Origin of the sequence: Streptomyces abikoensis (genome assembly GCF_014648775.1) — a bacterium.
Taxonomy (GTDB): domain Bacteria; phylum Actinomycetota; class Actinomycetes; order Streptomycetales; family Streptomycetaceae; genus Streptomyces; species Streptomyces abikoensis.
On record NZ_BMRT01000001.1, the window covers coordinates 1,083,982 to 1,108,045 of the forward strand.

Below are 24,064 nucleotides of genomic sequence, written 5' to 3' on the forward strand. Positions count from 1 at the left end.
CGGCCCCACTTCGGCAAGTCGCTGAAGTCGTAGGCAAGAACGCACCGAGCCCTTGCCGCCCCTCTGACCGGCATGGTTGGCTCCAACTCGCCAGGGACGGCCCGCATTGCGAGCGAAGCCGCTTTCGCCGCGGAAGGTGGCGGTCCCGGTATTTCGTGAAGCCACGGGCCGCTGTTGGGATCCGAATTCCCCGGAAGGTGCCCGGCGGTGACAGTCGAATTCCTGCCTCCCAGTGGTGCCGGCCGGCAGTGCCGTCGCGCCCCCGAAAGGAATGAATGGTGTCCAGCTTTGAAATCCGCAAGGTCGGCGGCCGGATCGGTGCCGAGGTCCTCGGCGTCGACCTCGGCACCGGCCTGACGGACTCGGTGTTCGCCCAGATCCACGAGGCCTTCCTGGAGCACAAGGTCCTCTTCTTCCGGGACCAGGACATCACCGACGAGGCGCAGCTGGAGTTCGCGGGCCGCTTCGGCCCGCTCACCCAGAAGCACCCCATGATGCGGACGGTCGACGGCGCCCCGCAGGTCATCCCGATCGACGGCGAGGACCAGCGCGCCAACCACTGGCACACGGACATCAGCTTCACGCAGGCCCCGTCGCTGGGCACCACCCTGCGCGCCATGGTGCTCCCGCCCTACGGCGGCGACACGATGGTCGCCAACGGCGCCGCCGGCTACAAGGACCTGCCCAAGGAGCTCCGCGAGATCGCCGACAAGCTGTGGGCGGTGCACACCAACCGCGCCGAGCAGCCGAAGCTGGGCACCGAGCGCGGCGAGGAGGTGCGCAAGGCGTTCATGGCCAAGCGCTTCGAGGCCGCCCACCCGGTGGTCCGCGTCCACCCCGAGTCCGGTGAACCGAGCCTGTTCCTGGGCGGCTTCGCCCAGCGCCTCGTCGGCATGACCCAGCGCGAGTCCCAGGCCCTCATCGACGTCCTCCAGGGCTACGTCCGCCGCCCGGAGAACACCGCCCGCTGGACCTGGCGCGTCGGCGACGTCCTGATCTTCGACAACCGCGCCACGCAGCACTACGCGATCAACGACTACGACGACCACAAGCGCGTCCTGCACCGCGTGTCCATCACCGGCGACGTGCCCGTGGGCCTCGACGGCCGCACCAGCTACGTCATCGAGAACGGCGTCGAGGACGGTGAGGGCGCGTGACCACCACCGAGCGCCACGACCCGGCCACGTTCGCCGCGCGGCTGCGCCGCCGCGAACGCCTGCTGGGCTACTGGATCGCCTGTGACAACCCGGCGGGCACCGAGCGCATCGCCGGCGTCGGTTACGACTACATCGGCGTCGACGGCCAGCACGGTGTGATGCACCGGGCGGGCTGGCAGACGGCCATGCTCGCCGTGGACGCCCGGCAGGTCTCCGCCGGTGTCCTGCGCGTCCCCTCCGTCGACCCGATCGCCATCGGCACGGCCCTGGACTCGGGGGCGCGCGGCGTGGTGGTGCCGATGGTCAACACCGCCGAGGAGGCCTCGATCGCGGCCCGCGCCTGCCGGCACCACCCCCGGGGCACCCGCAGCCTGGGCGGCCCGGTCCGCGGCGAGCTGCGGATGGGCTCGGTGCCCGCCGAGGTCGACGAGGCCGTCGCCTGCATCGTGATGATCGAGACGGCCGCCGCGCTGGAGAACCTGGAAGCGATCTGCGCGACGCCCGAGCTGGACGCCGTCTACGTCGGCCCCGCCGACCTGTCCGTGGCCCTGGGCGCCAAGTTCTTCGGCGACCCGGACGTCGCGGAGGCCCTGGAGGACGCGCTGAAGCGGATCACCGACGCCGCCGAGCGCGCGGGCATCGCCTGTGGCATCCACGTCCTCAAGGGTGCCGACGCCAAGCGCCGGCTGGCCGAGGGGTTCACCTTCGCCACGGTCTCCAGCGACATCACCCACCTCCAGGAGGCCGCCGTCACCCACCTCGCCGCCGCCCGCGGCGAGGCCTGACGGACCGCCCCGGTCGCGTCCGCCGGCCGCACCGAAGACGAACTGCGATGACACTGCGATGAAAGCTGGAGCTTTGATGACAGGGAACGCGCCCTCCCCCGCCCCCGCCCGGGCCGCGCGCCGGATCGTCCGGTCGGCGGAGGAGCTCGTCGGCGACACCCCGCTGATGGAGGTCCGCCTCCCGGGCGTGCCGGAGTCCGCCCGGCTCCTGGCGAAGCTGGAGATGTTCAACCCGCTGTCCAACGTCAAGGACCGCCCCGCGCTCTACATGATGCGCGAGGCCGAGCGGTCGGGCGTGCTGGCCGCCGAGGGCGGCACGGTCATCGAGTGCTCCTCCGGCAGCACGGGCATCTCGATCGCGGCGCTCAGCGCCCAGCGCGGCCATCGCTGCATCATCGTGATGCCGGACAACGCGACCGAGGAACGCCGCCAGATCCTCCGGGAGTTCGGCGCGGAGATCGTCCTCGTCCCCCACCAGGACGGGCTGCTGCCCGCCTGGCGGTACGCCGAGGAGCTCCAGCGCTCCATCCCCGGCTCCTGGCTGGCCCACCAGGACGAGAACCCGGCCAACCTCCGCGCCCACTACGAGACCACGGGCCCGGAGATCTGGGAGGCCACCGGTGGCGACGTCGACGTGCTGGTGTGCGGCGTCGGCACCGGCGGCACCCTGATGGGCGTGGCCCGCTACCTCAAGGAGCGCCGCGACGTCCACGTGGTGGCGGTGGAGCCGGCCCGTTCGGCGATCCTCTCCGGCGGGGAGGCCGGGCCCCACGGCATTCCCGGCATCGGGGCCGGCTACGTCTCCGACATCATGGACCTCGAACTGATCGACGAGGTCGTCGCGGTGCCGGACGACGCCGCCGCCGACACCACCCACGAGGTCAACAGGGCCACCGGCCTGCTGGCCGGCATCTCCTCGGGCGCCGCCGCGTACGCGGCCCGGCTCCTCGCCCAGCGGGAGCGCTGGGCGGGCTCGACCATCGTCACCGTCTTCCCCGACACCGGGGAGCGCTACCTCTCGATGGCCCGCGACCAGGCCTGACGCCCGCACGGCACCCGGCGGCCGGGCGGCCCCCGCGCCTCGCCCGGCCGCGCACATCCTCTTGGCTCCACCCCGGAACGGACACCTCTTATGTGCCGCATCTACGGCTACTTCAACGCGATCGCGTCCCCCCACGAACTGAGAACGGTCGCCGCGCTCCAGCGGCACGGAGGCCCGGACAGCAGCGGCTCGGCCCGGGACGCCGGCTGGGGCATCGGCAACAACCGGCTGGCCATCGTCGACCTCGACGGCGGCGTCCAGCCCTACGGACGGCCCGGCCGCTACCAGGTCGTCTTCAACGGCGAGATCTACAACCACAACGAGCTGCGCGCCCGCCTGGAGGCGATGGGCCACACCTTCGCCGACCGCTGCGACGGCAGCATCATCCCGGCCCTGTACCGCGAGTACGGCCTGGACTTCACCGACCACCTCGACGGCATGTACGCCCTCGCCCTGGTCGACGAGCGCGGCGAGCGCCCCAAGCTGATCCTGGCCACCGACCACATCGGCATGAAGCCGCTGTACTACCGCTGGGACGCGGCCGAGCGCTCGATCCACTTCTCCTCCGAACTCCCCGCGCTGCTGGGCTTCTCCGGCGTCCCCGCCGGCCTGCGCTCCGAGGGTCTGGACGCCTACCTGGCGACCAAGACGCCCTTCGGCGAGGAGACGATGTTCGCCGGGATCCACGTGCTGCCGCCGTCCACCACGATGGTGATCGAGGCCGGCGAGACCCCCCGCGTCATCCACCGCCCGCAGCACCCCGACGCCACCCGGCAGACCGACGAGTCGGCCGCCGGCGAGCTGATCCAGGGCCGGCTGCGCACCGAGGTGAAGAGCCTCCTCAACGCGGACGTGCCCGTCGCCGTGATCACCTCCGGCGGCCTGGACTCCAGCCTGGTCACGGCGCTCGCCGCCGAGCACGGCCCGGTGGACTCCTTCAACATCGCCTACAAGGGCGACTGGCCGTTCGACGAGCGGCACTTCGCCCGCCAGGCGGCCGAGCGGGCCAACGCCACCTACCACCAGGTGGAGATCGACCCGGCGAGCTTCCCCTCGCTGCTGGAGGACGTGGTCTGGCACCTGGGGCAGCCCAACGCCGACCCCATCACGCTGAGCACCTTCTCCCTCTTCCGCGCCGTGCGCGACGCCGGCTTCAAGGTGGCGCTCACCGGTGACGCGGCCGACGAGATCTTCGGCGGCTACTCCCGGATGCGCGCCGCCGCCCAGGCCGCGGCGACGGGCGCCGAGTGGTACCAGGAGTACGTCGACGAGCTCGGCGTCCTCCCCGCCCACCGCCGCGCCTCGCTCTACACCGACGAGTACCGCTCGCTGATCGCGGGCACCGACGCCATCCCGGCGGACGCGCTCACCCGGCTCCGCTCGGGCGAGGGCACGGTGCTGGAGCGCATCACCGAGTTCGAGCTCGGCCAACGGCTGCCCGCCTACCACCTGCGCCGCGTCGACCACTTGAGCATGGCCAGCTCCGTCGAGGCCCGGCTGCCGTTCTGCCAGCGCAGCGTCATCGCGCCGGGCCGGGCCCTGCCGGACGCGCTGCGCATCCGCGACGGCAAGGTCAAGCGGTCCCTGTACGCGGCGGCGGCCGGTCTCGTCCCCGACGACGTCCTCAACCGTCCCAAGCAGCCCTTCACCCTCCCCATCACGGCGATGCTGGCGCCCGGTTCCGCGCTGTGGGAGTACGCGCGGGACATGCTCAGCCCGGGCCGGCTCAAGGACGCGGGCCAGCTGGACGTCCAGGCCGTCGAGCGGCTGTTCGCCGTCCAGGCGGAGCGGCCGGACGACACCACGTCGCTGACCCTGTGGGCGCTGCTGGTGCACGAGGTGTGGCGCGAGCTGTTCCGCCGCGCGGCCCTGGGGCCGGTGGCGGCGGCCGGGCGCACGGCGGTCCCCGCATGATCGGCCATCTCGCCTACGCCTCGGGCAGCCCCTGCCCGACGGTCGTCCTCGACGCGGGCCTGCTGGGCCCGGACGAGGAGGCCATGCGGCGGGACCTCACCGCGGTCCGGCGCTATCTGACGGAGGCGGGCGGCGCCCACGTCCTGAAGATCGCGCTCGTCCGGCCCTCCGAGCACCCGATGTTCGACCTGGACTACCGCTTCGTGCAGGCGCTGCCCGGCGGCCCGGACCGCTTCGACTTCCGTGGCTCCTGCGGGCATTCGATCCTCTCGGCGGTCGTGGCGGCCTCCCGTTCGGGGATGCTGCCGAAGCTGACGCCGGGCGGCCGGGTCCGGGTGAACGTCCTCAACAACGGGGACAGCGTGGTGTGCGAGGTGGACGCCGTCGACCGGGACGAGGTCCGCTTCACCGTCTACTTCGTCCAGCCGGGCGGTGTCGCGGTCTCGCGGCTGCTGCTCACCGGCGAGGCCCGCACCGAGCTCGCGGTGGACGACGGGAACGTCACGGTGTCCCTGGTGTCCTCCGGCAACGCCTACGCGTTCGTGGACGCGCGGCAGTTGGGGATCGCCGACCACACCGCGCTGTTCTCCGCCGGGAGCGAGCTGTTCGACCGGATGGCGCGGATCCGCGCGGCGGCCGCCGCCCATCTGGGCTGGTCCCCCGAGGGCGCGTTCCCCAAGATCGCGGCGATCGTGCCCATGGAGCCGGGCCGGCTCGCGGCGCGCGCCATCTCGGTGCCGTCCTGGCATCCGACGATCGCCCTGACCGGGGCGGTCTGTCTCGGCGCCGCCACCCGGGTGCCCGGCACGATCCCCTGGGCCATGGCCCGGGAGCAGGGCCGCGCCGACGGACTGATCGACATCACCACACCCGGCGGTGACACGGCCGTCACCGCCACCACGCTCGAGACCGCCGGGGAGCCGGCGCTCACCTGGGTGGGCGTGGGACGCAAGCGGGTCGTCTTCCAAGGCTCGTTCGTGCTCGAACCTCTCGCCCATCTGCAATTCGAGGAGATTGCCCAATGCCTGGCACTGTCAGCGACGTCCGCATGAGGACGGAGATCACCCCGGCCCTGCGGGCGCGGCTTCGCGAGTCCGCGGAGCAGACCGCGCTGAGCGGGGCCCCCGACCACGAGGTGCTCGCCGAGCTGCGGGCCTCGGGCCTGCTGGCCACGGCGGTCCCCGCCGAGTACGGCGGCGCGGGCGCCGACGCCCGGGAGATCAACCGGGTCGTCGAGGAGATCGCGACCGTCAACCCCTCGGTGTCCATCATCGCCTTCCAGCACTTCGCGGTGAGCGCCCGGATCGCCGAGTGGGGCACCGAGGAGCAGAAGCGGGAGCTGCTGCCGCGGCTCGCCGACGGCACGTACCTGGCCGCCTCCGCGTGGAGCGAGACGGGCGCGGGCGCCGCGAAGCAGAAGCTCGCGAGCACCGGCACCCGCCGCCCGGACGGCACGTGGGTGCTGAACGGCGCGAAGTCCTTCACCACCGGCGCCTCGGTCGCCGACATCTACCTCGTGCTGGTGCAGACCGAGGAGCCGGAGGCGGACACCACCCGGGTGTACGGCTCGGTGGGCCAGACCTTCTTCCTCGTCATGGGCGACAACCCGGGCCTGGTGCCGGACCTGAGCCTGGACCTGGTGGGCATGCGCGGCTCGGCGACGGGCTTCGTGTCGCTGGTGGACTGCGTGGTCGGTGCGACGGACATGCTGGGCCCCGAGGGCCGGGCGCCGGAGATCATCGCCGGGGTGCGGGAGTCCGGGGCCACCCTGGGCGCCGTGGCCGTGGGCACCGCCCGGGCCGCCCTCGACCTGGTCGTCGACCACGTCGAGCGGCGCGGCCTGCTGGAGAAGGCGACCGTGCGGCACCGGCTGGTGGGCCTGGCCACCCGGCTGGAGTCGGCGCGCGCCATCGTCGAGCGCGCCGGCGCCCGGACGTCGCAGACCCCGGGCCTGACGACGCTCCACAGCAAGCTCCACGCGTCCACCGAGGCGGAGGAGATCTGCCTGGAGGTGGCCCGGATGCTCAGCTCCGCCGGCTACGTCACCGGCTCGCGGCTGAACCGGCTGCTGGCCGACGCGCGCGCGGTGGCGCTGATGGGACCGACGAACGACCTCGCCCGAGAGCTGGTGGCTGTGTCATGGCAGAACTGAACGAGGCAGCGCTGAACACGAACGTGGAGCTGGTCGTCACCGCTCGTCGGCTGGTCACCCCCGAGGGCGTCCGCCCGGGCCGGGTGCTGATCGCGGGCGGCCGCGTCCTGGCCGTCCAGGGCCTCGACGAGGCCGACACCGTGCCGGCGTCCGTGCCCCGGATGGACGCCGGGGACCACTACGTCCTGCCCGGCCTCATCGACTCCCACGTGCACTTCCGCACCCCCGGTCTGACGCACAAGGAGGACTGGGAGCACGGCAGCCGGGCCGCCGTCGCCGGCGGCTTCACCACCGTGATGGACATGCCCAACACGGTCCCGCCGACCCTGACCGAGGAGGCCGTCCGCGAGAAGGCCGCGATGGTCGCGGGCCACTCGCTGGTCGACCACCGCTTCCACATCGGCCTCGACCCCGAGCGCCCCGAGCTGCTGGCCACACTGGACCCCGAGGTCGCCACGAGCGCCAAGGTGTTCATGGCCGGGCACCACACGGCCCCGACCGTGGTCCGCGACCCCGTCGCCCTGGAGAAGGCGTTCGTCGCCGCCGCCGAGGGCGGGGTGCAGCTGGTCCTCCACGCCGAGGACGACCTGCTCTTCCAGCTCCTCGACGGCTGGTGGGGCGACCCGGAGAACTACCGCGAGTACGAGGCCCGCCGGCCGCGCAGCGGTGGCATCGCCGCCGTGGCCCGCGTCATCGAGCTCGTCCGCCGCCACGGCACGAAGGCCCACATCCTCCACCTGTCCAGCGCGGAGGAGGCCGACCTGGTGAGCGCCGCCCGGGCGGCCGGGCTGCCGGTCAGCTTCGAGGTCACCGGCCACCACCTGTCGTTCACCGACGAGGACACCAAGCGGCTCGGCGCCCGCACCCGGCTGTCGCCGTCCATCCGTCAGCAGTCCGACCAGGACCGGCTGTGGGAGGCGCTGCGCTCCGGGCACTCCGCCACGATCGGCAGCGACCACGCCCCGCACACCGTCGAGGAGAAGACGCAGACGGTCCAGAAGTCGCCGCCCGGCCTGCCGGGCGTGCAGGAGCTGGCCGTCGGCGTGTGGACGGGCATGCGCCGCCGCTGGCCGGACGAGGACCCCGACGTGGCGGTCGCCCGCCTCGTGCGGCACCTCGCCGAGGGCCCGGCGGACCTGTTCCGCCTGCCGGGCAAGGGCCGGATCGTCCCGGGCGCCGACGCCGACCTGGTGTTCTTCGCGCCGGACGCCACCTGGATGCTCTCCGCCCACGACGTCCGCGCCAAGTGCGGCTGGTCCGCGTACGAGGGCTGGACGATGACCGGCCGTGTCGAGCGCACCCTGCGCGCCGGCAAGGTCGTCTGGGACGCCGCCACCGGCGAGTTCGGCGACTACGACGGCCGCTGGCTGTCCTGCGCCCCCGCCCCCGCCGCCACGGAAGGAGCGTGACGAGCATGGAGCGCAAGCGCACAGTGATCGTCGCCGGCGGTGGCATCGGCGGTCTCGCCGCCGCCGCGGCCCTGGCGGGCGCCGGTCTGGACGTCACGGTCGTCGAGCGTGCCGCGCACATCGGCGACGTCGGCTCCGGGCTGATGGTCTACGCCAACGGCGTCCGGGCGCTCGACGCGATCAGCCCGAGCCTGGGAGAGCGCGTCCGCGCGACCGGTCACCCGACGGTCCCCGGCGACGTCCGCCTGCTGATGGACTCCGCCGGGAACACCCTCTCCGAGGAGCCCATCGGCGACATGGGCGAGCGCCTCGGCGCCCCGCAGATCCCGATCCTGCGCACGGCCCTCCAGACGGCCCTGCTCGACGAGGCGCTCGCCGCCGGAACGGTCCTGCGGCTCGGCACCACCGTAGAGGGCCACACCGGCCGCGCGGACGGGGTGAGCGTACGGCTGTCGGACGGCAACACCCTGGAGGCGGACCTCCTGGTGGCGGCCGACGGCATCAAGTCCGTCATCCGGCAGGCGATGCTGGGCGACGGCGCCCCGACGTACCGCGGCTACACCTCCGTCCGGGGCCGGACGACCGGATCGCCGCTCTACCCGCGGCCGTTCGTGGCCAACGGGCGGGGCATCCAGCTCTTCGTCGCCCCCGTCGGCGCCGACACGATGTACTGGGCGGCGAAGATCACCGCCGAGCCGGGGGTGTGGCCCGCGAAGGGCCGCGACGTGGCCCTGAAGGAGCTGGTGGCGGCCCTCGACGGCTGGCACGAGCCGTTCAGGCGGCTGATCCTGGACGCCGACCCGCAGGACGTCGCGGTCACCGACATCCACGACCGCGACCCGGCCCCCTACTGGGTCGACGGGCGGGTCGCCCTCCTCGGCGACGCCGCGCACCCCATGGTCCCGGCCATGGGCCAGGGCGCCAACATGGCGCTGGAGGACGCGGTCACGCTGGCCGCCGCGCTCGGCGCCCACCAGGACGTGGACACCGCCCTGAGCGTCTACCAGGAGCAGCGCCTGGAGCGGACCTCCGCCGTCGTGCTCCACTCGCGCCGCCAGGGCGCCCTCGACCAGGGCGCCAGCCGGGACGAGGAGCGCGCGCGGAACGACTTCATGCGGTCCCACGGCCGCAAGGACGAGGCGATCTTCGACGTCGTCGCTTGGCGTCCCGAGGACATCCGGCTCGAAGCCACCCAGCCCCTGCCGGCAGCCGGCTGAGGGACACAGCACACACTTCATGGAAGGTTGCCGCAGCGTGCAGACGCCACACATCGTACTGATCAGCGGGTCGCTCCGGGCCGGGTCGACCTCCGACCGCATCGCCGACTGGTGCGCGCGGGAGTGCCGGGAACAGGGCGCCACCGCCCGGACGTTCACCGGCGGGGAGATCGACTTCCCGTTCTACCGGCCGGGGATCTCCGGGGACCACGAGGGGATCACCGAGTTCCTCGACGAGCTCGGCCGGGCCGACGGCGTGATCCTGGTCTCGCCGACCTACCACGGCACGCTGTCGGGCCTGCTGAAGAACGCCCTGGACTTCGTCAACGACCTCGCCGGGCCCCGGCCGTTCCTCGACGGCCGCGCCATCGGCTGTGTCGCCGTCGGCGCCGGCACCCAGGGCGCGGTGACCACCCTGGAGACGCTGCGCACCATCGGCCACTCGCTGCGCGCCTGGCCGACCCCGCTCGGGGTGGTCCTGCCGAACGCGGGCTCGCTGAGCGCCGAGGGCACCCCGGGCGAGCCGCACCACCGGGAGAAGATGATCGAAATGATCTCCCAGGTGCTGACGGTGAGCCGGGCCCGGGCGATGGACCAGGACCGCGTCCCGGCAACGGCCGCGGCCTGAGCCTGACAGCACTTCACCGCCTTTCCACCACTTACCACTTGAGATTCAGGGAGACAGAACATGTCCGCAGCCGACGCCCCCGCACAGCCCTACTCCATCGGCCCGATCTGGCGCGACTCGAACGTCCGCTCCGGCCCGTCCCTGGAGAGCCCCGTCCAGAAGCTGCTGCTGCCCGGTGACGGCGTGAGCTACGACGCGGTCGGCTGGGTGACCGGCGACGAGGTCGTCGAGGGCGAGAACCCCAAGGGCGTGATCATCAGCGACATCTGGTTCGAGCTCGCGATGGGCGGCTGGTGCAGCGCCGTGAACTTCGACCAGGAGACCGTCGCCCGGGTCGTCGCCGAGCACTGAGGCGCCGCCTGACCTCGACGAACAGCGCGTGTCGCCGCGCCGCCCCCGTGCGCGGCCGCACGCGCTGTTCGCGCACCCTTTAATTGGACTCTCAAACTCGCATTAACTAGGGTGAGCGATGTGCGACTGACCAAGAGCACCGACATCGCCCTGCGCATCGCCATGCGCCTGGCCGTGACGGATGACGCGGGGGACTCCGCGGCGCCCACCACCCGCGAGGTGGCCGGGGCCGTCGGCGTGCCGTACACCCACGCCGCCAAGGTGGTCAGCCGCCTCCAGCACCTGGGCGTCGTCGAGGCCCGCCGGGGTCGCGGCGGCGGGCTCGCCCTCACCCCCGCCGGGCGCGGGTGGTCGGTCGGCCGCCTGCTGCGCGAGCTGGAGGGCACGGGCGACGTCGTCGGCTGCGAGGACGACCCGCCGTGCCCGCTGCGCGGGGCCTGCCGGCTGCGCGGAGCGCTGCGCGAGGCCCAGGAGGCGTTCTTCGCGACGCTGGACCCCCTGACCATCGAGGAACTGACGGCCCCGCCGACGGGCCCGCTCCTCCTCTCCCTCACCACCCGCCCGGAGCAGTAGAGCCCCGAGCCCGCACCACCCCCCCCTCACACCCTCGCCCCCTCACACCCACCCCCTCGCCCCCTCACACCCAAAAATACGAATCTCAGATACCAATTCAAGGATCGCAGGAGGAGCCCCAGATGCTGTCCCCGAAGTCGACCGAGATCGTCCGTGCCACCCTGCCCGCCGTCGGCGGCGCGATCGGTGACATCACCACGCTCTTCTACGACAAGCTCTTCACCGCCCACCCGGCCCTCCTGCGCGACCTGTTCAACCGCGGCAACCAGGCCGAGGGCAGCCAGCAGCAGGCCCTCGCGGGCGCCGTCGCCGCCTTCGCCACGGCCCTGGTCGAGCGCCCGGACACCCGCCCCGACGCGATGCTCTCCCGCATCGCCCACAAGCACGCCTCCCTGGGCATCACCCCGGACCAGTACCCGATCGTCCAGCGGCACCTCTTCGCCGCCATCGCCGAGGTCCTGGGCGACGCGGTCACCGCGGAGGTCGCCGCCGCCTGGGACGAGGTCTACTGGCTGATGGCGAACGCCCTCATCGCCCTGGAGGCCCGCCTCTACGAGCAGGCCGGCACCCCGGACGCCGACGTCTTCGTCCCCTGCCACGTGGTCGCCCGCCGGGCGGAGACGCCGGAGGTCACCACCTTCCTCGTCCGCCCGTCCGACCACCGCCCGCTCCCGGCCGCGCGCCCCGGCCAGTACGTCTCCGTCCAGGTGACCCTCCCCGACGGCGCCCGGCAGATACGCCAGTACAGCCTCTCGGGCCACCCGGACAACGCCCTCCAGTTCTCCGTCAAGCGCGTGACCGGCGACCCCGCGGGCGAGGTCTCCAACCACCTCCACGACCACGTCGCCGTGGGCGACACCCTCACCGTCAGCGTCCCCTTCGGCGACGTGACCCTGGCCGACGGCGACTCCCCCGTCCTGCTGGCCTCGGCGGGCATCGGCTGCACCCCGATGATCGGCATGCTCTCCCACCTGGCCGCGACCGGCGCCACCCGCCGCGTCCTCGCCGTCCACGCCGACCGCAGCGAGTCCACCCACGCCTTCCGCGCCGACCTCCACCAGCTCGTCGCCAAGCTCCCGGACGCCGCCGCCCACGTCTGGTACGAGCACCCGGAGGCCACCCACCCCGCCGACCGCACGGGCCGCGCGGACCTCACCACCCTCGACATCCCCACCGGCACCGTCGCCTACCTCTGCGGCCCCCTCCCCTTCCTGAAGACGACCCGCGCCCAGCTCCTCACGGCGGGCGTGGCCCCGGCCGACATCCACTACGAGGTCTTCGGCCCGGACCTGTGGCTGGGAGCGGACGCCTAGGGCGACAGCCCCTAGGGGTGCGCCCCCGTGCCCGGCATCATGGTGACCGGTTCCGCGGGGGCGACCTCGACGGCCTCCGTCTTGGGGCTGCGGCGCTGGCGCTTGGCGGCCCAGGTGGCGAGCCAGGAGAGCAGCATGCACATCCCGATGTAGATCGGGGAGATGATCATCACGACGGGGATGAACGGCAGGTCGTAGTCGAGATTGCTGGCGATCAGTTTGCCGGCGTGAAGGAACTCCTCGTAGGTGATGAGGAAGCCCAGCGAGGTGTCCTTCAGGGCGACGACCAGCTGGCTGATGATCGTGGGCAGCATGGCGCGCAGCGCCTGGGGGACGAGGACGTGGGTCATCACCTGGGTCTTGTACATGCCCAGGGAGTACGCGGCCTCCCGCTGGCCGCGGTCGACGGCGTTGACGCCGGTGCGGAAGACCTCGGCGAGCACCGAGCCGTTGTAGAGGGTCAGGCCGGTGACCAGGGCGGGCAGGGGCTGGACCTTGAGGGCGACGAAGACGAAGAAGATCATCACCAGGACGGGCATCGCCCGGAAGAACTCCACGACGAGCGTGGCGGCCCAGCGCAGCGGCCGGTGCTCGGAGAGCCGGCCGCAGGCGAGGAGGCCGCCGAGGGCGAGGGAGAGGACGGCGGCGTAGCCGAAGGCGCGCAGGGTGTTGGCGAGACCGCGCAGCAGGAGCTCCTGGACGCCCTTGTACTCGAAGGGGGCCCACTTCGCGGCCGTGAACTGGTGGGTGTCGACGAGGAGGACGACGCCCCAGGCGACGATCCCGATGATGACGGCGGTGGCGGCCAGCCCGTAGAGCAGGTGGCGGCGGCGGGCGTGGGGGCCGGGGACGTCGTAGAGGGCGGTGGCGGCCGGCGCGTGCGCGGTCATCGGGCGACTCCCCAGCGCTTCTCCAGCACGTTGAACAGCGCGCTGATGGACAGGGTGATGATGAGGTAGCCGACGGCGATCCAGATGAACGACCAGACGATGCTGTAGCCGAGCTCGTTGAGCGTCTTGTAGGTGCCGAGGAGCTCGGTGACGCTGAACGAGCCGGCGATTGCGGAGTTCTTGGCGAGGGCGATGAGCGTGGAGCCGACCGGCGGGATGACCGAGCGGAAGGCCTGGGGCAGGACGACGGCGCCGAGGGTCTGGCCGAAGGTCATGCCGAGACTGCGGGCCGCCTCGCCCTGCCCGGTCGGCACGGTGTTGATACCGGAGCGCAGCGCCTCGCAGATGAAGGCGGAGGTGTAGCAGCCCAGGGCGAGGACCGCGAAGAGCTGGAAGGGCAGGACGATCCCGAAGCGCGGCAGGCCCAGCAGGACGGCGAAGAAGAGCAGGGTGAGCGGGGTGTTGCGCAGCACCGTCACCCACACCGTGCCGAAGACGCGCAGCGAGCCGACGGGGGCGACGCGGAAGGAGGCCATGAGGAAGCCGAGGACGAGCGCGAGCAGCGAGGCGTAGACGGTGAGCTCGACGGTGCCGAGGAAGCCCTTGCCGTAGAGGGCGAAGTTGTCGGTGAGTACGTTCATACCGGTTCTCGTCCTCCTCAGCCCGCCGGGTAGCGGTCGACGGCGGGCGGCCGCGGGGCGGGGTGCCCGGACAGGCCGAGGGTGGCGTCGTAGGCCTTCGTCCAGTCGCCGTTCTTCTCGTGGGCCACGAGGGCGTCGTCGAGGGCGAGGCGCAGGGCCGTGTCGTTGCGGGGGACGCCGATGCCGTAGGGCTCCTGGGAGAAGGGCCGGCCCACGACCTTCAGCTCCTCGGGGGCCTTGGCGGCGTACCCCAGGAGGATGGTGTTGTCGGTGGTGACGGCGTCCACCTGGAGGCTGAGGAGATTGTCCACGCAGATCGAGTACGTGTCGTAGGCGACGGCGTGGGCCTTGGGGTAGTCGGTCTCGATGCGCCGGAGCGGGGTGGAGCCGGCCGCCGAGCAGACACGCTTGCCGGCCAGGTCCTGGGGGCCGTCGATGCCCTTCTCGTCCTTGCGGATCAGCAGGTCCTGCCCGGCGATGAAGTACGGCCCGGCGAAGCCCACCTGCTTCTTGCGCAGGGCGTTGATGGTGTAGGTGCCGACGTAGTAGTCGATCTGGCCGTTCTGGAGGGCGGTCTCGCGGTTGGCGGAGGCGATGGTCCGGAAGGCGAGGGTCTTCGGGTCGAAGCCGAGGGAGGCGGACATCATCCTGGCGATCTCGATGTCGAAGCCGGAGTAGACGCCGGACGACGGGTCCTTCTGGCCCAGGTAGGGCTGGTCCTCCTTGACGCCGGCGACGAGGTGGCCGCGGCGCTCGGCGGCCCGCCAGGTGGCGGAGTCCGGCAGCCGGAACCCCTGCGCGACGTGGTAGACGGGCAGCGCCGCCGGCTTGGGCCCCTTGACGGGCGGGCTGCCCTCCTTGCCGCAGGCGGCGGAGAGGAGGGCGGCGAGGCCCGTGACGGCGAGGGCGGCGGAGGCGGTGAGGCGACGTCCCATGGTCGGCCGGCCCCCTCAGTGCTTGAGGATCTTGGACAGGAAGTCCTTGGCGCGCTCGCTCTCGGGCGCGGTGAAGAACTCCTCCGGCGTGCGGTCCTCGACGATGCGGCCGTCCGCCATGAAGACGACGCGGTTGGCGGCGTAGCGGGCGAAGCCCATCTCATGGGTGACGACGACCATCGTCCGGCCCTCCCGGGCGAGCTGCCGCATGACCTCCAGCACCTCGTTGATCATCTCGGGGTCCAGGGCCGAGGTCGGCTCGTCGAAGAGGAGCGCCTTGGGGTCCATGGCCAGCGCGCGGGCGATGGCGACGCGCTGCTGCTGGCCGCCGGAGAGCTGGGCGGGGTACTTCTCGGCATGGGCCAGCAGCCCCACCCGCTCCAGGAGTTCGCGCGAGCGCCGGTCGGCCTCCTCCTTGCCGCGCTTGCGCACCTTGACCTGGGCGAGGGAGACATTGGCGAGGACGGTCCTGTGCGCGAAGAGGTTGAAGGACTGGAAGACCATGCCGACCTCGGCGCGGAGCCGGGCGAGATCCCGGCCCTCCTCCGGCAGCGGCTGCCCGTCGAGGGTGATGGTGCCGGACTCCACCGGCTCCAGGCGGTTGATGGTCCGGCACAGGGTGGACTTCCCCGAGCCCGAGGGGCCGATGACCACCACCACCTCGCCGCGGCCGACGGTGAGGTTGACGTCCTTCAGCACGTGCAGTTTCCCGTAGTGCTTGTTGACGTCACGCAGCTCGATCAACGGCTCGTTCAGCGGCTCGTTCAATGGCTCGGCGGCCATACCAGTCCTACCCACTCGCTCTCGGCGCTCCGGCGGTCGCCGCACCGTATTCCGCCGGGAATCGGCGCCCCGGCGGTGACACACGGCCGGGGCGGGGATGGCACCGGAACGGGTCGGCGCGAGCCGCCATTTGCCCTAGGTACCGCCCGGTACCTCCTAGGTACACAGACCCAGCCTGGGTACCTAGCCTGTGGGGTCCGGACGGGGGAACCGAGGGGGAAGGGAGCCCCACGTGGGCGACAGCAGGCCCGTATATCTGCGCATCGCGGACGACCTGCGGCGGCGGATCGACGAGGGTGGGCTCGCCGTGGGCGACCGCATCCCGTCCCGCTCCGAGCTCAAACGCGCGTACGAGGCCAGCGATCAGACCGTGGACCGGGCGGTACGGGTGCTGAAGGCGGCCGGCTACGCGGAGGGGCAGTTCGGGCGGGGGGTGTTCGTCACCGACCGGGCGCCCCTGGGCACGCTGCTGCGCTCGACCGGGGCGGTCGACTCGCCCTTCGCGGCGCAGATCCGCTGCTACGGCTACGGCGGCAGGGGCGCGCCGGGCGCGCCCGTCCCGGGCCCGGGCGACGACAGCACGCCGAGCCGGGACACCACGCTGACGTGGGAGGCGACCTCCAGCGAGACGCCCGCCCCGGCCCCGATCGCCGAACGACTGGGCATCGGCACCGGCGAACCCGTGCTGTGCACCCAGTACGAGTACCTGGCAAACCGGCACCCCGTACAGCTCGCCACCAGCTGGGAGCCGCTGACCATCACCGAGGGCACCGACGTGGCCCTCCCCGAGCGCGGCCCCTACGCCCGGCGCGGGGTGCGCGGCAGGCTCGCCGCCATCGGCGTCCGCGTCGTCAGGGCCCGTGAGCTGGTGGGCTCCCGCCCGGCCACCACGCCGGAGGCGGAGGCACTGGGGTGCGCGGCGGGCCAGTGCGTCACCGTCGTGGAGCGCACCCACTTCGACGGCGACGACCGGGCCGTGGAGACGTCGGACATCGTGGTCCGCGCGGACCGCTGGCGACTGGAGTACACCATCGCGTTCACGAGCTGACGGACGTTCACGGGGACGCCTTCGGCGGGCGTCAGGTCTGGCTTCGGTGGGCGCACCAGATCTCGCTTCGGTGGGCGTCAGGTCTCGGCGAGCTCCGCGTAGAGCTGCGACAGCTCCGGCGCGCCCTCGGCCGCCCACGCCTGACCGGCCGCCACCACGTCGATCTCCCGGCCGCCGGCCAGCCGCACCACCGGCTGGCCGTCCTGCCGCAGCCACCAGCCGGCGCCCCGGACCGTACGGACGACGACGGTGCCCAGGTAGAGCCCCGCGTCGTTGCCCAGCCAGGGCAGCAGTTCGGGGTCGTCGCGCCAGCGCGGCTGGAGCTGGTCCAGCGCCTCCAGGGACGACGGCGCGTCGTCGAGCGCGACACCGGCCGACTTCGCTTGGGCGCGCAGCAGTTCGCACTCGGCCAGCAGCTCGGCCAGGCCCTCCGGGTCCCTGTCCGCGACCTCGGGCGGCACCGCACCGTGCGACTGACCGTGCCGCTTGCGCCAGCCGTCCAAGAAGGGAATGTTCATACCGCGCAGGATCTCACTCGCACGGATGGCCCCACCACCGGCACGCGGTGAACGACGTGGCCGGGCGGCTTCCTTGACGTTCCCCAGCCGTCTCCTTAGCTTCATCCCGCCACACGACCCTGCCACACGATCCCGCCCCACGCGGAGCGGGTAACGCTGGGAGGCATGACGCGCATGCTCCGGACCTCGAAGCGCGGGGCGTCCACCGGGACGCCCGGCAGGACACGTCACAGACCGGCCGGACCGGTCGGACCGGTCGCCGCCGCCCGCCGGACGGTCGCGACGGGTGTCGTCGCGGCGGCCGCGGCCTGGGCCCTGGGCCTGGGCGCGCTCCCCGCGACCGCGGACCCGGGCCCGGACCGCGCCGAAACGGCGGCGGACACCGCCGGACCGGACACCAGCCGGCCGGACGCCACCAGGCCCGACGGCCCCGCGCTGGATCCCGCACCGGACCCCGCACCGGACCCGGTGCCCGATCCCGTCCTCCTCGGCGACGCCGCGCCGGACGGCGAGCCGCTCCCCCTGGAGCGGCTCTTCGACAACCGGGGCGTCAGCGACGACGCCCACCCAGGGGCCGCGGACTTCGACGGGCGGGGCGACTCCTTCTCCGCCCAGGAGCTCAGGGCCGCCGGCTGGACCCCCGGCCGGACGATCGCCGTGGACGGCGCCGCGCTGCGCTGGCCCGCGACGGCACCGGGCCGCCCCGACAACGTCCTGGCGGACGGCCAGGCCGTACGGCTGACCGGGCGCGGCGAGGCCCTGACGTTCCTGGTGGCGGGCGGCGGCCCGGGCGCGCGAACGCGTGATGGCGCGGCCGGGACGGGCCTCGTCCGCTACCGCGACGGCTCCCGGAGCACGTACCGGCTGCGCGCCCCGGACTGGCGCACCGGACCGCTCCCCACCAAGCTCCTGGGCCTCCCCCACCGCAACACGCCCGACGGCCGGCGGGCGGGGACCGTCCGGCTGTACGCGGTGACCGTGCCCGTCGACCGCGGCCGCGAGGTCTCCTCCGTGATCCTGCCGAAGGCCGGCCGCGAGGCGGGGCTGCACGTCTTCTCCCTCGCCCTGCGCGGTCCCTCGAACGGGTGGACCGGTACCTGGGCGGCGTCCACGTCCGGGTACACCACGGTGGGCCCGTGGACCGACCGGACACTCCGGCTGGTCGTGCACAGCAGCGCGGGCGGGCCGCGCGCCCGGATCCGGCTGGAGAACACCTTCTCCCCCGCCCCCGTCCGGATCGGGCACACGACGGTGGCGTTGCGGGGCAAGGGCGCGGCGACGGCCGGGCGGCCGGTGCCGCTGACCTTCGGGGGCCGCTCGGGGGCGGAACTCCCGGCCGGGGCCCAGCAGTTCAGCGACCCGGTGGGCTTCCGGGTGCCGCCGGACACCGACCTCCTGGTGAGCATCCACCTGCCGGGGACCGTCCGGGCCCTGCCCGTGCACAGCTACACCAGCCAGACCTCCTACCTCAGCGCCGACGGCGCGGGCGACCGCACGGCCGAGCGGGGCGGGGATGCCTACGGCACCGCGCTGCCCAGCTGGCCCCTGCTGACCGGGGTGGACGTGGCCGGGGGCCCCGGCTCGGTGGTCGCCCTGGGCGACTCCATCACCGACGGCGAGCGTTCCACGCCGGGGGCGAACAGGCGCTGGCCGGACCTCCTGGCCCGGCGGCTGCGCGCCCAGCGGGACGTGCCCCGCTTCGGCGTCCTCAACCACGGCATCTCCGGCAACCGCGTCGTGACCGACCGCTACCCGGGCACCGGGGCCAGCTCGGTGCTGAGCGGGGTGAGCGCGGAGCACCGGCTGGAGCGCGACGTGCTGGCGCAGACCGGCGCCCGGACCGTCGTGGTCTTCGAGGGCGTCAACGACATCCGCGCCGGGACGACGGGCGACGAGGTCATCGCCACCCTGAAGAGGATCGCGGCGACCGCCCACGAGCGGGGCATGCGCGTGGCGGTGGCCACCATCGCGCCGTGCGGCGGCTTCTTCGACTGCACGGCCGAGGCGGAGTCGTACCGCGTCGCCGTCAACCGGCACATCCGGGCGGGGCTGGGGCTCTACGACGCCGTCTTCGACTTCGACGCGGCGATCCGCGACCCGGACCGGCCCGACCGCATGCTGCCGCGCTTCGACGGCGGCGACCACCTCCACCCCAACGACGCGGGGATGCGGGCGTTCAGCGAGGCGATCGATTTGAGGGAACTGATCTGAACCGAGGGCCGGGGGCGGCCCGGGCCCACGGGGGGGCGGCCCGGCCCTCGGCGGGGGGGGCGTCCCTCGGAAGGGGGCGTCCCTCAGACGTCCAGATCGACGACGACCGGGGCGTGGTCGGAGGCGCCCTTGCCCTTGCGCTCCTCGCGGTCGACGTAGGCGTCCTTGACGGCGCCGGTGAAGGACGCGTTGGCGTAGGCGAGATCGATGCGCATGCCGCGGTTCTTCGGGAAGCAGAGCTGGCGGTAGTCCCAGTAGGTGTACGGGCGGTCGTACTTCAGGGGGCGGGGGACGACGTCCGACAGGCCCGCGTCGCGCAGGGCGGCGAGCGCGGCGCGCTCCGCGGGCGTCACGTGCGTGGCGCCCTCGAAGACGGCCGGGTCGAAGACGTCGTCATCGGTCGGGGCGATGTTGAAGTCGCCGAGGACGGCGAACGGCCGCTCCCCCGTGGCGTCGGCCACGACCGCGTCGCGCAGGGCCTCCAGCCAGCGGAGCTTGTACGCGTAGTGGTCGTGGCCGACCTCGCGGCCGTTGGGCACGTAGACCGACCAGACGCGGACGCCGCCGCACGTCGCCGAGATCGCGCGGGGCTCCTGCGCGCCGTCGTACTCCGGGCCGCCGGGCAGACCGGAGACGACCTCCTCCAGGCCGACGCGGGAGAGCAGGGCCACGCCGTTCCACCGGCCGTCGGCGTTGACCGCGGACTCGTAGCCCAGGGCGCGCAGCTCGTCGGCGGGGAACTGCTCGGCGGAGCACTTGGTCTCCTGGATGCACAGCACGTCCGTGCCGCTGCTCTCCAGCCAGGCCAGGAGCCTCGGCAGTCGGGCGGTGATCGAGTTCACGTTCCAGGTGGCGATGCGCATGCGGCCACCCTAACGGCCGGGTGTGACAGCGCGGGGTGCGAGCGGATCCGCGCAGGTCAGAGGCCCGTCGGAGCCCCTCGTCAGAGCCGGACGCTCTGGCCGGCGGCGAGCCGGGAGTGCTCCGCCCCGGCGACGCCGGGGCCGTCCGGGCCGAGCATCCGGTCGTACACCGGCCGGGCGAGGTCGGTGAGGAGCGCGTCGTGGATGTCGATGGCGCGGCGCGGCTTGACCTCGCGGATGTAGTCGATGACGTCGGCGACCTTGTTCCAGGGGGCCATGACGGGGACCATCAGCGTCTCGACCGGCTGCCCGGGGAGGGTCAGCGCGTCGCCGGGGTGGAAGAGCGCGCCGTCGACGAGGTAGCCGACGTTGGTGATCCTCGGGATGTCCGGGTGGATCACGGCGTGCAGCTGCCCGTGCACCTGGACGTCGAAGCCGGCGGCGCTGAACGCGTCGCCTTCCCCGACCGTGTGCACCCGGCCGGGGAAGGCCGCCGAGACCTGCTCCGCGACGCTGCGCAGCGTCCACAGCTCGGCGGCCGGGTTGGCGTCCAGGGCGGCGCGCAGCCGGCCCTCGTCGAAGTGGTCCGGGTGCTCGTGGGTGACGAGGATCGCGTCCGCCCCGACGGCGGCGTCCGCCTCGCTGAACCCTCCCGGGTCGATGACGAGGGTGCGGCCGTCGTCCTTCTCCAGCCGGATGCAGGCGTGGCTCTGCTTGGTCAGCTTCATGCCCACCATCTTGCTACGCGCCTCTTACTACACGCCTGTCACTACACGCCTGTTACTACGCGTCCGTTTCCTCGGCGACGACGCGGCGGGCGACCTCGAAGGCCCGGCCGACGGCGGGCAGACCGCAGTAGAGGGACGCGTGCAGCAACGTTTCCTTTATCTCGTCCGGGCTCACGCCGCCGCGCAGGGCGGCACGGGTGTGCGTGGCGAGTTCGTCAAGGTGGCCGCCGACGGTCAGCGCGGTGAGCGTGAGGAGGAACCGGGTCCGCCGGTCGAGCCCGGGGCGCGACCAGACGTCGCCCCAGGCGACGCGGGTGACGAGGTCCTCGTAGTCGGCGGAGAAGTCGCCGGGGTCGAGGTGCCGCGCGAGCGCGTCGCCCGCCCCGAGCACCTCGCGGCGCAGCCGCAGGCCGCGCGCGTGCGGGCCGCCTCCGGCGGGGTCGGCATGGCGTGCCGGGTCCGGCCCGCCGCTTCCGCCAGCGCGGCCCACGCTCGACACGGCGTCCGCGTACGGATTTCCGCCGTCGACCGCACGTGGCGGCCCGGCCGGGGTATCCCCCTCACCGGGGGCCCGATCGCCGGAGCCACCGACTCCGCCAGCGCGATTCCCGTCCGGGGTGGCGGAGCGCTGCGGGTCGCCGCCGGCGGACGGGCGGGCCGCGTCAGGGCCGGTGACGGGCCCCTCGTCACGGGCCGACCCTCCGGCGGCACCGACGCCATCGGCGGCACCGGCGCCACGGGCACCGATGCGCACGGTGTCGGCGTACGACGCCCCACCGCCCCCGGCCCGACCGCTTCCGACAGCGCGTTCCGTGATCCGGACGGTGTCGTTGTACGGGTTTCCGCTGTCGACCGCACGAGCCGCGCCCCCGTGGGTATCCCCCTCACCGGGGGCCCCATCACCGGAGCGACCAACTCCGCCAGCGCGATCCTCACCGCGCCCACCGCCCGTGGACGGACTCCCGCTACCGCCGCCAGGGGCTCCCTCGCCGGTCCGACCGCCTCCGGCAGCGCCTTCCCCGCCGGGCTCGCCGTCCGCGTACGGGCTTGCGCTGCCGACCGGGGCACCGACGCCCGGCAGGACGCCGTCGCCGGACCTGCTGTCTCCGCCAGCGCGGCCCATCCCACGCCCGCCGTCCACGTACGGATTCCCGCTGCCGGGTGCGCCAGCAGCCCCCGTCGGGCCCACTGTGCGGTACGGGTTCGCCCCAGGGCTCTCCGCCGGGGCAGGCTCGGACAAGGCCGGGGCCGCAGCCCGGACGGAGGCAGGGGCGGAGACGGGGCCCGAAGCCGGCCGGGCTACCGGGCCCTGGGGACCCTGCGCGCCGCCCTGCGGGCCCGGCACCCCCTGTGGGCCCGGCAAGTGTCGGGCCAGAAGGTCCGTCACGGCCGTGGGCTGTTCCACCGGGGCGAGGTGGCGGGCTCCCGGGACGACGGCGAGGCGGGCGTCGTGGATGCCCGCGACGAGAACACGGGCGTCGGCGGCCGGGGTCACCTGGTCGTCCGCGCCGACGATGACCAGCGCCGGCAGGTCGATGCGGCCCAGCTCGGCGCGGACGTCGAAAGCGGCGAGCGCCTCGCACGCCGCCTCGTAGCAGGCCATGTCGGTGGTCCGGACCATCTGGACGGCCCAGTCGACGATCGCCGGCTGGGCGCCCGCGAACGCGGGCGTGAACCAGCGTTCGGGTGCCGTCCGAGCCACCGGTTCGAGGCCACCGGCCCGGACGTCGGCGGCGCGCATCCCGCCGCGCGGCGCGGCCTCGAAGTGCGCGGCGGAACCGACGACGGCGAGCGAGAGGAGCCGCCGCGGGTGGCGCAGGGCGAGGTCGATGCCGATGGCGCCGGAGACGCAGCAGCCCACGTACGCGAAGCGGTCGACACCGAGCGCGTCGAGCGTCGCCAGCAGCCGGTCGGTGAGCTCACCGATCGTGGCGGCGGGTTGCGCGAGGGCGCCACCGTGTCCCGGCAGGTCGAAGCGGATGACGCGCCGACGGCGGGTCAGCTCGGGTACCTGGCGGTCCCACATGTGCCATGTGGTACCGAGGGCCGGGCCCAGGACCAGGACCGGGGCGTCTTCCGGCCCGTCAGAGCGGTATTGCAGGGTGTTCGCCGGTGTCTCACTCACCCGCCAGACCCTCTCATCTGTCACGACAGCCCCTATGAGCGGGGTCCTGGCTGTAGCTGTCTATCCAGGGAAAGACCACTCGGGTCGCATAGCGCTTGAGGCAACGGACGATTTCGCGACGGGTCTTACCATCCTTGATCCGACGCTCGTGATACTCCTGAGTGCGCGGGTCGACCCGCAGCCGGGTGAATACGATGTGATGGAGCGCGGCATTCGCCTGACGGTCGCCACCACGGTTGAGGCGACGGTACTGCCGGCGTCCCGGATTGTCCCCCACCGTGATCAGCAAAGCGACGGCCGCGACCGGACCGATCCCCACCACATCAAGCAGCTGCGGAGCATGACATTCCACGAGCCGTTGCGCCGGGCCGGGGCCCCTGCGGGGCGCTGCGCGCCCGCTCCCCGATCGCCGCGTACGAGCGCGCGCCCGCCACAACGACGGACGTGGCGATCAACAGCACCGCCACGAACGGGGGACGCAGGCCACGGCGATGGCATGGGTCTGGGAGCCCGACCAGACGCTCAGCCAATCGGCGTCCCCGCGGTACGAGTTCAGCAGGCGCCGCATCCCTCGCGACCCCTTGTCGCCGACCGCTTCCGCCAGCGTCCAGCCGTTCTTCCGTTGCGCTCCTACCGGGCCTGACCTGCGTAAACGCTCTCTCAACACAGGGAAAGACCCGTGTTGTCCTGGTAGGAGGGCGACCCTTGATCAGGCGTCACTGTGCGCCTATGCTTGGGCCAACACCCAATGGCATGAACCACATTGACTTCGCGGAGGCCG

At 73.1% G+C, this 24,064-nt stretch carries 22 protein-coding genes and 1 pseudogene; 14 read left to right on the forward strand and 9 right to left on the reverse strand.

Annotated features, from left to right (window positions below):
* The first annotated feature begins 278 nt into the window (after positions 1 to 278).
* From IE096_RS04670 to IE096_RS04720, 12 genes are all read left to right on the forward strand, one after another.
* Positions 279 to 1,157, forward strand: a complete 879-nt coding sequence (locus IE096_RS04670) for a TauD/TfdA dioxygenase family protein (protein ID WP_189448616.1) — start codon at positions 279 to 281, stop codon at positions 1,155 to 1,157.
* A complete protein-coding gene (locus IE096_RS04675; RefSeq protein ID WP_189448618.1) occupies positions 1,154 to 1,942 on the forward strand; it encodes an HpcH/HpaI aldolase family protein in 789 nt (262 codons plus the stop codon). The genes IE096_RS04670 and IE096_RS04675 overlap by 4 nt, the downstream gene beginning before the upstream one ends.
* A 76-nt stretch (positions 1,943 to 2,018) precedes the next feature.
* Entirely contained in the window at positions 2,019 to 2,984 is a 966-nt protein-coding gene (locus IE096_RS04680; RefSeq protein WP_189448619.1) for a PLP-dependent cysteine synthase family protein, read from the forward strand.
* 90 nt (positions 2,985 to 3,074) lie between these two features.
* Entirely contained in the window at positions 3,075 to 4,898 is a 1,824-nt protein-coding gene (gene asnB, locus IE096_RS04685) for an asparagine synthase (glutamine-hydrolyzing) (protein ID WP_189448621.1), read from the forward strand.
* Positions 4,895 to 5,950, forward strand: coding sequence for a PrpF domain-containing protein (locus tag IE096_RS04690; RefSeq protein ID WP_189448622.1), 1,056 nt, complete (start codon positions 4,895 to 4,897; stop codon positions 5,948 to 5,950). Before asnB ends, IE096_RS04690 begins: the two co-directional genes overlap by 4 nt.
* Positions 5,920 to 7,050, forward strand: a complete 1,131-nt coding sequence (locus tag IE096_RS04695; protein ID WP_229819911.1) for an acyl-CoA dehydrogenase family protein — start codon at positions 5,920 to 5,922, stop codon at positions 7,048 to 7,050. Before IE096_RS04690 ends, IE096_RS04695 begins: the two co-directional genes overlap by 31 nt.
* Positions 7,038 to 8,459 carry a dihydroorotase gene (locus IE096_RS04700; protein ID WP_189448624.1) on the forward strand — a complete coding sequence of 474 codons (1,422 nt, stop codon included), beginning with the start codon at positions 7,038 to 7,040 and terminating at the stop codon, positions 8,457 to 8,459. The genes IE096_RS04695 and IE096_RS04700 overlap by 13 nt, the downstream gene beginning before the upstream one ends.
* 5 nt (positions 8,460 to 8,464) lie before the next feature.
* On the forward strand, positions 8,465 to 9,676 hold the full coding sequence (locus tag IE096_RS04705; RefSeq protein ID WP_229819912.1) for an FAD-dependent oxidoreductase: 1,212 nt from the start codon (positions 8,465 to 8,467) through the stop codon (positions 9,674 to 9,676).
* Between the two features lie 37 nt (positions 9,677 to 9,713).
* Positions 9,714 to 10,304, forward strand: a complete 591-nt coding sequence (locus IE096_RS31205) for an NADPH-dependent FMN reductase (protein WP_229819913.1) — start codon at positions 9,714 to 9,716, stop codon at positions 10,302 to 10,304.
* Positions 10,305 to 10,364: 60 nt separating this feature from the next.
* Positions 10,365 to 10,655 carry an SH3 domain-containing protein gene (locus tag IE096_RS04710; protein ID WP_189448626.1) on the forward strand — a complete coding sequence of 97 codons (291 nt, stop codon included), beginning with the start codon at positions 10,365 to 10,367 and terminating at the stop codon, positions 10,653 to 10,655.
* 120 nt (positions 10,656 to 10,775) lie between these two features.
* On the forward strand, positions 10,776 to 11,228 hold the full coding sequence (locus tag IE096_RS04715) for an RrF2 family transcriptional regulator (RefSeq protein ID WP_189448627.1): 453 nt from the start codon (positions 10,776 to 10,778) through the stop codon (positions 11,226 to 11,228).
* A 122-nt stretch (positions 11,229 to 11,350) separates the two neighbouring features.
* Positions 11,351 to 12,541 (forward strand): globin domain-containing protein, encoded by a 1,191-nt coding sequence (locus IE096_RS04720; protein WP_189448629.1) that lies wholly within the window; start codon positions 11,351 to 11,353, stop codon positions 12,539 to 12,541.
* Between the two features lie 11 nt (positions 12,542 to 12,552).
* Here the strand turns inward: IE096_RS04720 and IE096_RS04725 are convergent, their stop codons facing one another.
* Genes IE096_RS04725 through IE096_RS04740 form a run of 4 tightly spaced genes read right to left on the reverse strand, consistent with a single transcriptional unit; the run spans position 12,553 to position 15,790 of the window.
* On the reverse strand, positions 12,553 to 13,431 hold the full coding sequence (locus tag IE096_RS04725) for an amino acid ABC transporter permease (RefSeq protein WP_189448630.1): 879 nt from the start codon (positions 13,429 to 13,431) through the stop codon (positions 12,553 to 12,555).
* The gene (locus IE096_RS04730) at positions 13,428 to 14,072 is read right to left on the reverse strand and encodes an amino acid ABC transporter permease (protein WP_189448632.1); all 645 of its coding nucleotides are present in this window, start codon (positions 14,070 to 14,072) and stop codon (positions 13,428 to 13,430) included. The genes IE096_RS04725 and IE096_RS04730 overlap by 4 nt, the downstream gene beginning before the upstream one ends.
* A gap of 17 nt (positions 14,073 to 14,089) precedes the next feature.
* Positions 14,090 to 15,007, reverse strand: coding sequence for a glutamate ABC transporter substrate-binding protein (locus tag IE096_RS04735; protein ID WP_189448634.1), 918 nt, complete (start codon positions 15,005 to 15,007; stop codon positions 14,090 to 14,092).
* Positions 15,008 to 15,022: 15 nt separating this feature from the next.
* A complete protein-coding gene (locus tag IE096_RS04740) occupies positions 15,023 to 15,790 on the reverse strand; it encodes an amino acid ABC transporter ATP-binding protein (RefSeq protein WP_189448636.1) in 768 nt (255 codons plus the stop codon).
* 232 nt (positions 15,791 to 16,022) lie between these two features.
* Here IE096_RS04740 and IE096_RS04745 point away from each other — a divergent pair, with 232 nt between their 5' ends.
* On the forward strand, positions 16,023 to 16,838 hold the full coding sequence (locus IE096_RS04745) for a GntR family transcriptional regulator (protein WP_189448638.1): 816 nt from the start codon (positions 16,023 to 16,025) through the stop codon (positions 16,836 to 16,838).
* A gap of 77 nt (positions 16,839 to 16,915) precedes the next feature.
* Here the strand turns inward: IE096_RS04745 and IE096_RS04750 are convergent, their stop codons facing one another.
* Positions 16,916 to 17,356, reverse strand: a complete 441-nt coding sequence (locus IE096_RS04750; RefSeq protein WP_189448640.1) for a DUF6278 family protein — start codon at positions 17,354 to 17,356, stop codon at positions 16,916 to 16,918.
* Between the two features lie 165 nt (positions 17,357 to 17,521).
* On the opposite strand from IE096_RS04750, the gene IE096_RS04755 reads away from it, so the two are divergent.
* Positions 17,522 to 19,567, forward strand: coding sequence for an SGNH/GDSL hydrolase family protein (locus IE096_RS04755; protein ID WP_229819914.1), 2,046 nt, complete (start codon positions 17,522 to 17,524; stop codon positions 19,565 to 19,567).
* Between the two features lie 83 nt (positions 19,568 to 19,650).
* On the opposite strand, the gene IE096_RS04760 is transcribed toward IE096_RS04755, so the two are convergent.
* The 4 genes and pseudogenes from IE096_RS04760 to IE096_RS04775 form a co-directional block, all read right to left on the reverse strand.
* Entirely contained in the window at positions 19,651 to 20,430 is a 780-nt protein-coding gene (locus IE096_RS04760; protein ID WP_189448641.1) for an exodeoxyribonuclease III, read from the reverse strand.
* Between the two features lie 80 nt (positions 20,431 to 20,510).
* The gene (locus IE096_RS04765; protein ID WP_189448643.1) at positions 20,511 to 21,158 is read right to left on the reverse strand and encodes an MBL fold metallo-hydrolase; all 648 of its coding nucleotides are present in this window, start codon (positions 21,156 to 21,158) and stop codon (positions 20,511 to 20,513) included.
* A 55-nt stretch (positions 21,159 to 21,213) separates the two neighbouring features.
* The gene (locus tag IE096_RS31960) at positions 21,214 to 22,281 is read right to left on the reverse strand and encodes a carboxymuconolactone decarboxylase family protein (protein ID WP_308430321.1); all 1,068 of its coding nucleotides are present in this window, start codon (positions 22,279 to 22,281) and stop codon (positions 21,214 to 21,216) included.
* Between the two features lie 87 nt (positions 22,282 to 22,368).
* Positions 22,369 to 23,283 (reverse strand): annotated as a pseudogene (locus IE096_RS04775) (alpha/beta fold hydrolase); the annotation flags it as partial.
* Positions 23,284 to 24,064: the final 781 nt, after the last annotated feature.

Excerpts from the sequence above, each read along its gene's own strand:
- IE096_RS04680 (WP_189448619.1), top strand. The coding sequence starts at position 2,019 with ATGACAGGGAACGCGCCCTCCCCCGCCCCCGCCCGGGCCGCGCGCCGG.
- asnB (WP_189448621.1), top strand. The coding sequence starts at position 3,075 with ATGTGCCGCATCTACGGCTACTTCAACGCGATCGCGTCCCCCCACGAA.
- IE096_RS04690 (WP_189448622.1), top strand. The coding sequence starts at position 4,895 with ATGATCGGCCATCTCGCCTACGCCTCGGGCAGCCCCTGCCCGACGGTC.
- IE096_RS04695 (WP_229819911.1), top strand. The coding sequence starts at position 5,920 with ATGCCTGGCACTGTCAGCGACGTCCGCATGAGGACGGAGATCACCCCG.
- IE096_RS04700 (WP_189448624.1), top strand. The coding sequence starts at position 7,038 with ATGGCAGAACTGAACGAGGCAGCGCTGAACACGAACGTGGAGCTGGTC.
- IE096_RS04705 (WP_229819912.1), top strand. The coding sequence starts at position 8,465 with ATGGAGCGCAAGCGCACAGTGATCGTCGCCGGCGGTGGCATCGGCGGT.
- IE096_RS04710 (WP_189448626.1), top strand. The coding sequence starts at position 10,365 with ATGTCCGCAGCCGACGCCCCCGCACAGCCCTACTCCATCGGCCCGATC.
- IE096_RS04720 (WP_189448629.1), top strand. The coding sequence starts at position 11,351 with ATGCTGTCCCCGAAGTCGACCGAGATCGTCCGTGCCACCCTGCCCGCC.
- IE096_RS04725 (WP_189448630.1), bottom strand. The coding sequence starts at position 13,431 with ATGACCGCGCACGCGCCGGCCGCCACCGCCCTCTACGACGTCCCCGGC.
- IE096_RS04730 (WP_189448632.1), bottom strand. The coding sequence starts at position 14,072 with ATGAACGTACTCACCGACAACTTCGCCCTCTACGGCAAGGGCTTCCTC.
- IE096_RS04735 (WP_189448634.1), bottom strand. The coding sequence starts at position 15,007 with ATGGGACGTCGCCTCACCGCCTCCGCCGCCCTCGCCGTCACGGGCCTC.
- IE096_RS04740 (WP_189448636.1), bottom strand. The coding sequence starts at position 15,790 with ATGGCCGCCGAGCCATTGAACGAGCCGCTGAACGAGCCGTTGATCGAG.
- IE096_RS04750 (WP_189448640.1), bottom strand. The coding sequence starts at position 17,356 with ATGAACATTCCCTTCTTGGACGGCTGGCGCAAGCGGCACGGTCAGTCG.
- IE096_RS04755 (WP_229819914.1), top strand. The coding sequence starts at position 17,522 with ATGACGCGCATGCTCCGGACCTCGAAGCGCGGGGCGTCCACCGGGACG.
- IE096_RS04760 (WP_189448641.1), bottom strand. The coding sequence starts at position 20,430 with ATGCGCATCGCCACCTGGAACGTGAACTCGATCACCGCCCGACTGCCG.
- IE096_RS04765 (WP_189448643.1), bottom strand. The coding sequence starts at position 21,158 with ATGAAGCTGACCAAGCAGAGCCACGCCTGCATCCGGCTGGAGAAGGAC.
- IE096_RS31960 (WP_308430321.1), bottom strand. The coding sequence starts at position 22,281 with ATGGGCCGCGCTGGCGGAGACAGCAGGTCCGGCGACGGCGTCCTGCCG.